A 12182-nucleotide genomic window follows, 5' to 3' on the forward strand; every position below is an offset into this window, starting at 1 on the left:
CATGAAACGCCACGTTCTAGCCGCAATGGCGCTGGCCATCTGCGCCAGCCAGGCACAGGCCGAACAGCCCGTGCTGCGCCTGTACAACTGGGCCGATTATTTTGCCGAGGACACCCTCAAGCAGTTCACGGCCGAAACCGGCATCCAGGTGATCTACGACGTCATGGACGGCAGTGAAGTACTCGAAGCCAAGCTGATGTCAGGGCGCAGTGGCTACGACCTGGTGTTCCCCGGTGACACCGTTGCCGAGCGGCTGATGCGCGCCGGCAGCCTGCAGCCACTGGACCACAGCCGCCTTGAGGCACTGGACGACATCGAGCCCGGCCTGCGCCAGCTGCATGCTCGCTACCCCAAGGCCAGCCAGGCCACCGTGCCCTACACCTGGGGCACCATCGGCCTGACGGTGAATGCCGACAAAGTCCGCCAGCGCATGCCCGATGCGCCGCTGGACAACCTCGACCTGCTGTTCAAACCAGCGCTGGCCGCCAAGTTCGCCGACTGTGGCATTTCGGTGATCGACTCGCCCGACGAAGTGCTGGCCGTGGTCCTCAACTACCTGGGCCGCGAGCCGCGCAGCGCCAAACGTGAAGACCTGGCCGCCGCCAGCGAACTACTCAAGGCCATACGCCCGTACGTGCGCAAGTTCCAGTCGCAGCCGGTGACCGAACTGGTCAACGAAAACCTGTGTGTGTCGCTGGGCTATAGCGGCGACGTGGTCCAGGCCCAACGTACCGCCGATGCCGCAGGCAAGCACCTGGACTTCCAATACCGCGTCCCCCGCCAGGGCACCACGGTGTGGATGGACACCATGGCCATCCCGGCCGATGCCAAGCACCCGGAATATGCCTATCGTTTCATCAACTTCGTCATGCGCCCGGCAAACATGGCCGCCATCAGCAACTTCACCGGCTACCCCACCGCCAGCGCCAAAGCGCGCCAGGCCGTGGACCCGCGCATGCGCGACAACCCCGACATCTACCTCGATGAAGCCACCTACGCCCGGCTGATTCCGGGCCGCGATATCCCACAGGCCGACATGCGGGCACGCATGCGCGTGTGGACACGCTTCAAGACTGCACAGGACTGACCCATGCCCAGCCGTAGAACCTTCCTGCAACTGTCACTGGCCGCTGGCCTCGGCGCGGGCCTTGGCCTGCCGCTGGGCCTGGCCCGCGCTGAAGAACCGGGGCGCTGGTTCATGCCCGACGAAGGTGAACCACAGCAACGCGCCTTCATCGCCTTTGGCGCGCAGGATGCCATCTGGGAAGACTTCACCGCCGATGTGCAAGCTGCCCTGGGTCGTATCGCCCAGGCCATCGCGCGTTATCAGCCGGTCACCGTGTTCTGCCGGGCCAGCGAACGCAAGCTGGCCGAGCAACACTGTGGCAGCCCACGCACCCGCTTTGTCGAATGCAACCTGGACGATATCTGGATGCGCGACATTGGCGCCAACTTCGTCCTCGATGACGACGGCGCGCTGGGTGCGGTGGACTTCAATTTCAACGGCTGGGGCAACAAGCAGCGCCACCGCAACGATGCGCAGCTGGCCAAACGGGTCGCTACCCTGGCTGGCGGTCAGTACCAACGCAGCGAGCTGGTAGGTGAAGGTGGCGCCATTGAAGTGGATGGCCATGGCACTGGCATCATGACCGAAAGCAGCTGGATCAACGCCAACCGCAACCCGGGCTGGAGCAAGGCAGACGTCGAGGCCGAGCTCAAGGCGCGCCTTGGGTTGAGCAAGGTCATCTGGCTGCCAGGCATCGCCGGCAACGACATTACCGACGGGCATGTGGATTTCTATGCCCGCTTCGTGCGGCCGGGGGTGGTCATTTCCAATCTGGACAATGACCCTGATTCGTATGACTACGCCGTAACGCGCAAGCACCTGGATATCCTCAGGCAGGCCACCGATGCCGAGGGCCGCAAGTTGCAGATACATGTGGTGTCACCGCCAATGCGTGGGCGGCGTAACAGGTTCAGCAAAGGCAATGACGACTTTGCAGCGGGGTACATCAATTACTTCGTGATCAATGGTGCGGTCATCGCGCCGCAGTTTGGCGATGCGCAGGCAGATGAGAAGGCACGGGCGTTGCTGGCAGCGTTGTATCCGGGGCGGGATATCGTGCAATTGGATATCGATGCCATTGCCGCTGGGGGTGGGGGGATTCACTGCGTGACGCACCAGTGCCCAGCCGTTTAACCGGTTCAGTCAATCGCGGCGCCGACGGCGCCCGGTAATCATCGACCAAGGCAGGTTTTCCCGCAGGCGCACGCTCTCGTAAACGGCCGCCAGCACATGCACGCAAACCAGCACCAGCACGGCATCGGCCAACCAGCTGTGCAGATCTGTCGGCCAGTCCTCGCCCCACAAGGCATCCACCTCCTGCGATGCCCATCCGGTCAGGACCAGGCCGACAATGCCGGTCAGCATCAGCAACATCACCAGGGCGCCAATCGGCGAATGCCCCAGGCGATGACAAGGCTCTCCCCGCAGCAGCTTGCGGGCATGCCCCGCCAGGCGCGAGGGGGTTGGCCAGAAGTCGGCCCAGCGCGCGCTGCGTGGCCCGACAAAGCCCCACACCAGGCGCAACATCACGCAGGCCAGTGCGTAGTAGCCCAGCCACTGGTGCCAGTCGTCACCTTCTTCGTTGAAAAAATAGTCCGCGAAGAACACGCCGGCAATGGAGAGATGGCACAGCCGCAGGATCGGGTCCCACAGCTGCACCGTGCCGTTGCTGTTCAATCGTGGTACTCGGACTTGACCGCCTTGCCGGTCACCGGGTCATGGTAGATCTCGACCTTGCGGCCATCCTTGTCGAAACCGTAGATCTCGTAGCAGTTGCCCTTGGTCACCTTGAACTTGTTGATCTTGTAGCCCTGTTCCTTGAGCTGCGCCTGGAATTTTTCCTGGTCTTGCCAGGTGCTTTTGTCCGCGGTGGTGCATTGGGTGGCGGCGAATGCTGTGCTGCTGCCGATCAGGATAAACAGGGCTATCAGGATGCGCATGGGAATGAGCTCCATTCAGTTGGGTGAAGACAGCACGAGAATCAGCTTAGTTGGATAGCGCGATTGGTGCTCATTGATTTGCTTTTCACATCAATCAGAAAGAAAAACAAACTTAACAAATAAGCCAAAGCCACCGATCCTTGGGCATTACGCCCATCGCACGGAGAACAACAACATGAACGACGTGGTCATTGTCGCCGCAACCCGTACCGCCATCGGCAGCTTCCAGGGCGCCCTGGCTACGGTGCCTGCGGTCGACCTCGGTGCCGCCGTGATCAAGCGCCTGCTGGAACAGACCGGGCTGGACCCGGCGCAGGTCGACGAAGTGATCCTCGGCCAGGTACTCACCGCAGGTGCCGGGCAGAACCCGGCGCGCCAGGCCGCGATCAAGGCCGGCCTGCCCTACAGTGTTCCGGCACTGACCCTGAACAAGGTCTGCGGCTCGGGCCTCAAGGCCCTTCACCTGGCCGCCCAGGCCATTCGCTGCGGTGACGCCGAGGTAGTGATTGCCGGCGGCCAGGAAAACATGAGCCTTGCCCCTTACGTGATGCCTTCGGCGCGTACCGGCCAGCGCATGGGCCATGGCCAGCTGATCGACAGCATGATCACCGACGGCTTGTGGGATGCCTTCAACGACTACCACATGGGGATCACCGCCGAGAACCTGGTGGACACGTACAGCCTTAGCCGAGAGCAGCAGGACGCCTTTGCCGCCGAGTCGCAGCGCAAGGCGGTGGCGGCTATCGAGGCCGGGCGTTTCGATGACGAAATCACGCCAATCGTGATGCCGCAGAAAAAGGGTGAGCCCAAAGTGTTTGCGCGTGACGAACAGCCACGCCCGGACACCACCGCGCAATCCTTGGCCAAACTGCGCCCTGCGTTCAAGAAAGATGGCAGCGTTACCGCGGGCAACGCCTCCAGCCTGAATGACGGCGCAGCTGCCGTGCTGCTGATGAGCGCCGCCAAGGCCAAGGCCCTTGGCCTGCCGGTACTGGCGAAGATCGCAGCCTATGCCAGTGCCGGCGTAGACCCGGCAATCATGGGCATCGGTCCGGTTTCCGCGACCCAGCGTTGCCTGGACAAGGCCGGCTGGCAGCTGGCCGAACTGGATCTGATCGAAGCCAACGAAGCGTTCGCCGCGCAAGCGCTGGCGGTGGGCAAGGCACTGGAATGGGATGCGGCACGGGTCAACGTGAATGGCGGGGCGATTGCGTTGGGCCACCCGATTGGTGCATCCGGCTGCCGGGTGCTGGTGACCTTGCTGCACGAGATGATCAAGCGGGATGTGAAGAAAGGCCTGGCCACCTTGTGCATCGGTGGTGGGCAAGGGGTGGCGCTGGCGATCGAGCGCTGAATCAGGACTGATGCAAGCAGGCCTGGCCCTATCGCCGGCAAGCCAGCTCCCACAGGGACCGCACAGATTTCAGGGATTGTGCATACCTATGGGAGCAACTGTCTTGCACAAAACCTGAAAGCTGGCGCGATCCCTGTGGGAGCTGGCTTGCCGGCGATAGGGCCAGGCCTGTCTACTTGGCTATTTCAGCCTTCAGAACCGCTCATCGGCTATGGCCGGTAAGGTCAGCTCCCGCACATAGCTCGCCGCCGACAGTTCAAGCAGCGTGCGTACCATCAGCACCACATCGTGCAGCGGTATCAGCCCCCCTTCCCCACGCACTGCAGCCTCGGCCACCGGCACATCCAGACCGTCCTCGGTATTCAGGTATCCCAGGTTCAGGCACGTCACCCCAAGGCCCTGCCCCCGATAACCTTCGCGCAACGCCTCGGCAATACCGCGAAGGGCGAATTTGGAGGCGGCAAAGGTCACTTCCGGGCGACCACTCTGGGGCAAGCCCGAGGTGGAGCCGGTCAGAATGATCCGTGGTTTTTCGCTTTCAAGCAGCAACGGCAGCAGGCGCTTGATCAGCAGGATGGTTGCCGTGATGTTGCAGTCGACCATGCGCTGCAATTCCACATCACGGTCGTCGAGGAAGCTGTAGTGCGCCTCGAACGCTTCGGCCTCCCACAAGCCGAGGTTGTAGATCAGCGTATCCACCCCGCCCTCGGCCACTGCTTCGGCAATGGCCTCGACGGCGGCAGCGGGCTGGCCGAGGTCGGCCTCGATCCACTGGGTTTCAACCCCCTTGCCCAAGCTCACATCTGCTGGCCGGGTGCGAGAGACACCGACCAATGTGTCACCCGGCTTGCCCAACCCTTCCATGAAGGCCTTGCCCAGGCCCTTGCTGGCGCCGACTACCAGAACTCTCATCGCATCACTCCCTGTCGATTTGAATCGGAGTCGGCATTCTAGGGTGTTTGAGGATCAAGCGGCGATAGCGATCTGTTTCAGCGCGTTATTCAGGGCCTTGACCAGTACAGCCACTTCCTGGCACTTCTGCACCGCCAGGTCCAATGGGCTGTGCAGCAACGCGCAAGATGGCGCCACCCACAGCCGCTCACCCAGACGCTCGTGGGCATCGCGCAGCAGGTCCAGGGTCTTTTCCTGGTCGCAAGGCGAAGCGTTGCGGCCGTCGACCAGGCCCAGCGACAGCACCTTGTAGGCCGGCAGGCGGTCGAGCATGGCGGTGTACTGGTCGGGCGCCTGCACCAGGTCGATGTGCAAGCCATCGACCGGCAGGTTCGCGGCCAGGCCAAGGTTGCCTTCAAGGCCACCCGCGTAAGTGGCGATCAACTTCTTCAAAGGTGCGCGCTGAAGAATGTTGTAGACGCGTTCGTAGGCGTTTTTCCAATCTTGCGGCAACTCAAGGGCGAGGATCGGTTCATCGATCTGCACCCACTCGACACCCAGGGCAGCCAGGCGGTTGAGGGTTTGGTCATACAGCGGCAGCAGGCTGTCGAGCAGCTCCAGCTTGTCGACATCACCGACCTTGGCTTTGGCCTGCCACAGGTAGCTCAACGGGCCCAGCAACACCGGCTTGACCGCATGGCCCAGGGCTGTGGCTTGCGCTACTTCCTCGAAAAGCTGTTCCCAGTTCAGGGCAAACTGCTGGTGGTCACCGGCCAACACCTGGCCGTACCAGGCAATGTCGCCGACTGGCAGCAGTTCAATGCCGGCGTCTTTCTGCACCTGCCACAGCTCGTGATCGCGGCCGGCGCGTGGAAAGCCCAGGTTGTGTGCCAGTGCCATGTCTTGTCCCTTCAGCATGCATAAATGAATGAGGGGATTTTCCGGCTCGCGGACCGTTGAGACAAACTCATTAAATTTGAGATGAACTCAAGATTTCTTCATGATCATGATCATGTCTCAATCAGAGCACCATCCTGCGCATCCGGACATGACCCTGTCCGCCTTGTGCCGCACAATGCCACCCTGACCACACCAGGTACCCGGCCACATGAGCCTGCTGAAAACCGCGCTGCGCGAACAGAATTTCGTCTGCGTGATGGAATTCGTCCCCAAGCCTTCCGCAGAACGCTTCGCCGCCATGGAAGCGATCATGGCCCGTGCACACCTGTGTGGCTGGCCAATGACCATTGCCATCGGCGACCGTGTCGGCAACCCGCTGGACATGTCGCCGCTGGACGCCCTCGCCTCGTTCAGCAACCCGGTGCCTGCCCTGCCGCACTTTTCCGGCAAGGACCGCGAGCGCCACCACCTGCTCGCCCAGTTGCAACGCATGGACGCCGCCGGCCTCGACCAGCTGTTGCTGCTGACCGGCGACCGCCTGCCCGGCCACGAGCCTGGCCAGCGCCCGGTGCGTTATCTGGAGTCGGTCGCCGCCCTGCAGATCGCTCGCCAGGCTTGCCCTCACTGGCTGCTGGGCGCTGCACTGAACCCGTTCAAGTACCACGAGGAAGAAGGCGGCGCCCAGTATTTCAAGGCCGAGAAAAAGCTGGCGGCAGGTGCCGACTTCCTCACCCTGCAACTGGGATTCGATGGGGATAAACACCAGGAAGCCATGCACTGGATGCGCCGCCAGGCCACGCCCAAGCCCATGCTGGCGTGCCTGATGAGCCTTACCCACGGGCGCGCTGCGATGCTCGACCACGTGGCTGGCGTTACCGTCACACCGTCCATGCGCGACATGCTCGAAGCGGAGACCGTGCAGTCCAAGGCCTTTGCCCAGGCACGCAGCGTTGACCGCCTGGCCTTGCAGATCATCGGCGTGAAGCTGATGGGTTACGCCGGCGTGCATCTGTCAGGGGTTCACGAACTCAAACAACTGCTGGCCCTTGAGGCCCGCATCGAACACTGGCAAGCCCGGATCCACACCCTGGATCAATGGGCGCCTGCGTGGCGCGCCAGCTGGCAGATGCCCGGCCTGCCGGCAGTCACCTTCCATCCACCGCAGGCGGGTTGGCGTCAAGGCGAATCACGGGTCGATGCTTCGCTCACAGAAAAAGCGCGCTATCACCTGATGCACGGCATGCATTCATTGCTGTTCAGCCGTCGCAATAGCCTGAGCAAGGCATTTGGCTGGGCGGTGCGCCAGCCGCTGTGGTCCACGCCGGTTGGCGCACAGGTGCTGCACAAGGTGGAGCGCGCAGTGAAACGGCCATTGGTGGGCTGCGACACCTGTGGCCGCTGCCGCCTGGAAGACACGTTGTACATCTGCCCGGAAACCTGCCCCAAGGGCCTGGCCAACGGCCCCTGCGGCGGTACCGCACTGAACCGCTGCGAGTTCGGCGACCGTGAATGCATACACAGCATCAAGTACCGTACGGCCAAGGCCGTGCGGCAAACGGCGGTGCTCACCGAGCGCCTGATCCCCTGCATCGAGGTCGAAACCCGCCACCGCAGCTCATGGCCGCAGTGGTTCGCACCGCAAACGCCGCGCCGGCTCAGCCCGCAGCCAACGCCTCGAAGCCAGCCCGAATCGTAGCCTCTGGCAGTTCATCGGCGATGAACACCATCACGCTTTCGCGGGTTTCACCTTCAGCCCACTCGGCGTCCCAGTCGAAGCCGTAAAGCTTGAGCACCCCCTGGAACACCAGCTTGCGGTCCTCTCCGGCAATGTTCAGCACGCCTTTGTAGCGCAGCAGCTGCTTGCCGTGGGTTTCCAGCAGTTCGTTCATGAAGTCGCTGAGGCGGTCGATGTCCAGCGCAGTTTCCGTACGCAACACCAGCGTGGAAATGCGGTCCGGGGTAGCCGGTTTGAGTACAGGGCGTAGCGTCGGCTTCAGGTTCGCACCCAAGTCGGGGTTGAGGTTGAAGCCACGTACATCAAGCAGCTCAGCCAAGTCGATGCGGCCATGTTCGACGACGCGGATAGCCGCCCGGCCATTGATTCGCGCCAGCCGCTCGCGCAGGGCTTCTACCGCAGCCGCGTCGACCAGGTCGGTCTTGCTCAACAGCAGGCGATCGGCAAAGCCGACCTGGGCCTGGGCAATGGTTTGGGTCAGGTGCAGTTCGGCATGAGCCGCGTCTACCAGGGTGATGATGCCGTCGAGGATGTAGCGCTCACGCAGTTCCTCGTCGATGAAAAAGGTTTGCGCCACCGGCGCCGGATCGGCCAGGCCTGTGCATTCGATTACCAGGCGGTCGAAGGCGATTTCGCCAGCGTCCAGGCGTTCAAGCAGCAGGTACAGCGCGCGGGTGAGGTCGCCGTGGATGCTGCAGCATACACAGCCGTTGGCCAGGGTCATCACCTGCACCGGTTCGTCGCCCAGCAGTTGGCTGTCAATGCCAGCCTCGCTGAACTCGTTTTCGATCACGGCGAGTTTCAGGCCGTGCTCGGCCTTGAGCATGTGCTTGAGCAAGGTGGTCTTGCCGGCACCGAGGAAGCCAGTGAGCACGGTTACGGGAATAGGCGTCTGCACGCAGAACATCTCCTGTGCGGAAAAAACAGTGGCCTCATCGCCGGCAAGCCAGCTCCCACCCGTACTGCACAAGCCTTGAGGCCTGTGGAGTCCCTGTGGGAGCTGGCTTGCCGGCGATGAGGCCAGGACAGGTTAACGCTTGAGGCTCAACAGCACTTGGGCCCGGACTTGCCACCGTAACGTGCTTCCTGACGTTCGCGGAAGAATTCCTCGTACGTCATCACCGGCTTGTCCGGGTGCGTCTTCTGCATGTGCTCGACATAGTTGTCGTAGTCGGGCATGCCGACCATCAGGCGGGCTGCCTGCCCCAGGTATTTACCCAGTCGACCCAGGTCGTTGAACATGACTGCAGTCCTCTCGATTACGCGTCAGGCAGTGCCTGGAACGGGGTTTCCTTGTCGGTACGTTCCTTGCGGCCCAGGGCGGCATAGCCAACCTTGATGGCGAAGAACAGGATGCTGAACACCACCAGCAGGAACAGAATCGTCAGGCCCGCGTTGGTGTAGGCGTTGAAGATCACATGCTGCATCTGCCCGATGTCCTTGGCCGGGGCCAGTACCTGGCCGGCGTCCAGCGCGGTGCTGTATTTCTTGGCCAGGGCCAGGAAGCCAACCGCCGGGTTCGGGTCAAACAGCTTGATCAGGCCTGCAGCCGTGGTGCAGATCAGCAGCCAGACGGCCGGCACCAGGGTGACCCAGATGTAACGCTGACGCTTCATCTTGATCAGCACCACGGTACCGAGCATCAGGGCGATACCGGCCAGCATCTGGTTGGAGATGCCGAACAGCGGCCACAGGGTGTTGATGCCGCCCAGCGGGTCGATCACGCCCTGGTACAGCAGGTAGCCCCAAAGTGCCACGCAACCCGCGGTAGCGAGCAAGTTGGCCCCCCACGATTCGGTGCGTTTGAGGGCCGGCACGAAGCTGCCCAGCAGGTCCTGCAGCATGAAGCGCCCGGCACGGGTACCGGCGTCCACCGCGGTGAGGATGAACAGCGCCTCGAACAGGATCGCGAAGTGGTACCAGAAGGCCATGGTGTTCTCACCCGGCAACACCTGGTGCAGGATCTGCGCGATACCGACCGCCAAGGTTGGCGCACCGCCGGCACGGGCCAGGATGGTGTGCTCGCCGATGTCTCGGGCGACGGCTTCAAGCTGCTCAGGGGTAATCAGGAAGCCCCAGCTGCTGACCGTCTGCGCCACCGACGCCACGTCTGCACCGACCACGGCGGCCGGGCTGTTCATGGCGAAGTACACACCCGGCTCGATCACCGAAGCGGCGACCATGGCCATGATGGCGACAAACGACTCCATCAGCATGCCGCCATAACCGATGTAGCGGGCGTTGGTTTCGTTGTCCAGCAGTTTGGGCGTGGTCCCCGAAGAGATCAGCGCGTGGAAGCCGGACACCGCACCACAGGCAATGGTGATGAACAGGAACGGGAACAGGGTGCCCTTCCACACCGGGCCAGTGCCGTCGGTGAACTGGGTCAGCGCCGGCATTTTCAGCTCAGGCGCAATGATCAGGATACCGATGGCCAGGCCAACGATAGTGCCGATCTTGAGGAAGGTAGACAGGTAGTCACGCGGCGCCAGCACCAGCCATACCGGCAGCACGGCAGCAACGAAGCCGTAGCCCACCAGCATCCAGGTGATCTGCACACCAGTGAAGGTGAACGCCGGGCCCCACACCGGGTCTGCAGCGATTACACCGCCCAGCCAGATCGAAGCCAGCAGCAAAACCACGCCTACGACCGAGATTTCGCCGATGCGGCCCGGGCGGATGTAGCGCATGTAGATGCCCATGAACATCGCGATCGGGATGGTCGCCATCACCGTGAACATGCCCCACGGGCTTTCGGCCAGGGCCTTGACCACGATCAGCGCCAGCACCGCCAGGATGATGATCATGATCAGGAAGCAGCCAAACAAGGCGATGGTGCCCGGAATTCGGCCCATCTCCTCGCGCACCATGTCGCCCAGCGAGCGGCCGTTGCGGCGGGTAGACAGGAACAGGACCATGAAGTCCTGCACCGCACCGGCCAGCACCACACCGGCAATCAGCCACAGCGTGCCGGGCAGGTAGCCCATTTGCGCGGCAAGCACCGGGCCGACCAGGGGGCCTGCGCCAGCGATAGCGGCGAAGTGGTGGCCGAAAAGAATGTGTTTGTTGGTCGGGACGTAGTCCAGGCCGTCGTTGTTGAGCACCGCAGGCGTGGCGCGCCGCGGGTCGAGTTGCATCACCTTGGTGGCGATGAACAGGCTGTAGTAACGGTAGGCAACCAGGTAGATGGCCACTGCCGCGACCACGATCCACAAGGCGTTGATCGCCTCACCGCGCCGCAGGGCTACCACACCCAGCGCGCAGGCCCCTATGACTGCCAGCGCTAGCCACGGGATGTGACGTAGCAGGCTGTTATTGTTGTTCATGGCATGCTTCCAGCTAAGTGGTTGGAATAGACAGCTCCTTGAGTCTAGGGCTTGCTTAGCTCCTTTACCATATCGAATTCAGCTTATTGCCACCCGCAACCATGCGCCCTAGAGCACGGCTGTCCACGTACGCCAGAACCTCTCCCAGTGATGCCTGCGTTGCCGACCTGACATTTTTGCCAGTTGTCCGAATCAGGCCACTCGCTTTCAAATAAAGGCGCAGAACGCTTGTTCCCCCATGACACCAGGGTCTGAAACAAGGCCACATGCACACCGGGTGCCACTCTTCTGAATAGTTAACGAAAAGGAATTTTCATCATGACGTCAAAACGCACAGATCGCCCCATTACACCTGCACATGGCGGGATTGCGACGCCAAAATCCCGGGCCTTTTTCGCCGAGGAAAGAGGCTTGATCGAAGGGAATCTTCAGTATGGGATCGAAAGTGGCAAGTTCTTCCCTCAGGTGAAGGGGGAGTTGGCCGATCCCTATGCCAAAGAGGATGTGCACAGTATCCCGCCCCCCGTCGATGGCAAGATTGCCAGTGGTGAAAGACCGGGGGCATCTTATCTGGACAGAACAGATGTCATCTGGGACAAGCATGACGTGACCAGCGGATCCTCTTTGGAGTTCATCTGGCACTTCAGTGCCCGCCACAAGTACCGCCGCTTCAACTACTTCATCACCAAGGTCGGATGGAACCCCAGCGAACCGCTATCACGGGCCCAGTTCGAATCTGAACCGTTCGCCACATCCCTCAATGAACTGCAACCTTACTGGAGTTTCACGGACGAACAAATGTGGCCAACCCAACCCACTACCCACAACCTGAGGTTGCCTGAACGCCAGGGTTATCATGTGCTGCTTGGCGTATGGGAAATTGCCGAAACCGATAAGGCCTTCTATCAGGTTGTTGACCTGAACTTCGTCGTCAAGTGACCTATCTCCGGTGAGCCAACAGAGGCGGCCA

12 protein-coding genes are annotated in these 12182 nt (G+C 62.0%); 5 read left to right on the plus strand and 7 right to left on the minus strand.

Annotated elements, in window-relative coordinates; genetic code table 11:
• Window position 1: 1 nt before the first annotated feature.
• Together A0O30_RS14780 and A0O30_RS14785 are read left to right on the plus strand one after the other, a co-directional pair.
• Window positions 2-1087 (plus strand): extracellular solute-binding protein, encoded by a 1086-nt coding sequence (locus A0O30_RS14780; protein ID WP_105947003.1) that lies wholly within the window; start codon window positions 2-4, stop codon window positions 1085-1087.
• A 3-nt stretch (window positions 1088-1090) separates the two neighbouring features.
• Complete coding sequence (locus tag A0O30_RS14785; RefSeq protein WP_105947004.1) at window positions 1091-2200, plus strand: agmatine/peptidylarginine deiminase; 1110 nt, start codon at window positions 1091-1093, stop codon at window positions 2198-2200.
• A gap of 9 nt (window positions 2201-2209) precedes the next feature.
• On the opposite strand, the gene A0O30_RS14790 is transcribed toward A0O30_RS14785, so the two are convergent.
• Both A0O30_RS14790 and A0O30_RS14795 read right to left on the minus strand, forming a co-directional pair.
• Entirely contained in the window at window positions 2210-2743 is a 534-nt protein-coding gene (locus tag A0O30_RS14790; RefSeq protein ID WP_105947005.1) for a cytochrome b/b6 domain-containing protein, read from the minus strand.
• Window positions 2740-3006: a PepSY domain-containing protein gene (locus A0O30_RS14795; protein ID WP_105947006.1), complete on the minus strand. Its 267-nt coding sequence runs from the start codon at window positions 3004-3006 to the stop codon at window positions 2740-2742. The genes A0O30_RS14790 and A0O30_RS14795 overlap by 4 nt, the downstream gene beginning before the upstream one ends.
• Window positions 3007-3181: 175 nt before the next feature.
• On the opposite strand from A0O30_RS14795, the gene A0O30_RS14800 reads away from it, so the two are divergent.
• Window positions 3182-4360: an acetyl-CoA C-acetyltransferase gene (locus A0O30_RS14800; protein WP_105947007.1), complete on the plus strand. Its 1179-nt coding sequence runs from the start codon at window positions 3182-3184 to the stop codon at window positions 4358-4360.
• A gap of 192 nt (window positions 4361-4552) precedes the next feature.
• On the opposite strand, the gene A0O30_RS14805 is transcribed toward A0O30_RS14800, so the two are convergent.
• Both A0O30_RS14805 and A0O30_RS14810 read right to left on the minus strand, forming a co-directional pair.
• Window positions 4553-5272, minus strand: coding sequence for an SDR family oxidoreductase (locus A0O30_RS14805; RefSeq protein ID WP_105947008.1), 720 nt, complete (start codon window positions 5270-5272; stop codon window positions 4553-4555).
• 54 nt (window positions 5273-5326) lie between these two features.
• Entirely contained in the window at window positions 5327-6151 is an 825-nt protein-coding gene (locus A0O30_RS14810; RefSeq protein ID WP_105947009.1) for a 5-methyltetrahydropteroyltriglutamate--homocysteine methyltransferase, read from the minus strand.
• A gap of 208 nt (window positions 6152-6359) precedes the next feature.
• Between A0O30_RS14810 and A0O30_RS14815 the strand changes: the two genes are divergently transcribed.
• Window positions 6360-7847 (plus strand): methylenetetrahydrofolate reductase C-terminal domain-containing protein, encoded by a 1488-nt coding sequence (locus A0O30_RS14815; RefSeq protein WP_105947010.1) that lies wholly within the window; start codon window positions 6360-6362, stop codon window positions 7845-7847.
• On the opposite strand, the gene yjiA is transcribed toward A0O30_RS14815, so the two are convergent.
• The 3 genes from yjiA to A0O30_RS14830 form a co-directional block, all read right to left on the minus strand.
• The gene (gene yjiA, locus A0O30_RS14820) at window positions 7807-8784 is read right to left on the minus strand and encodes a GTPase (protein ID WP_105947011.1); all 978 of its coding nucleotides are present in this window, start codon (window positions 8782-8784) and stop codon (window positions 7807-7809) included. The genes A0O30_RS14815 and yjiA overlap by 41 nt on opposite strands.
• 146 nt (window positions 8785-8930) lie before the next feature.
• Window positions 8931-9128, minus strand: a complete 198-nt coding sequence (locus A0O30_RS14825) for a YbdD/YjiX family protein (protein WP_016713459.1) — start codon at window positions 9126-9128, stop codon at window positions 8931-8933.
• Window positions 9129-9145: 17 nt separating this feature from the next.
• Entirely contained in the window at window positions 9146-11212 is a 2067-nt protein-coding gene (locus A0O30_RS14830; protein WP_016713458.1) for a carbon starvation CstA family protein, read from the minus strand.
• Window positions 11213-11530: 318 nt separating this feature from the next.
• On the opposite strand from A0O30_RS14830, the gene A0O30_RS14835 reads away from it, so the two are divergent.
• Window positions 11531-12151 carry a lytic polysaccharide monooxygenase auxiliary activity family 9 protein gene (locus A0O30_RS14835; RefSeq protein ID WP_105947012.1) on the plus strand — a complete coding sequence of 207 codons (621 nt, stop codon included), beginning with the start codon at window positions 11531-11533 and terminating at the stop codon, window positions 12149-12151.
• Window positions 12152-12182: the final 31 nt, after the last annotated feature.

This window comes from Pseudomonas sp. LLC-1 (genome assembly GCF_002992185.1).
In the GTDB taxonomy this organism is placed as follows: domain Bacteria; phylum Pseudomonadota; class Gammaproteobacteria; order Pseudomonadales; family Pseudomonadaceae; genus Aquipseudomonas; species Aquipseudomonas monteilii.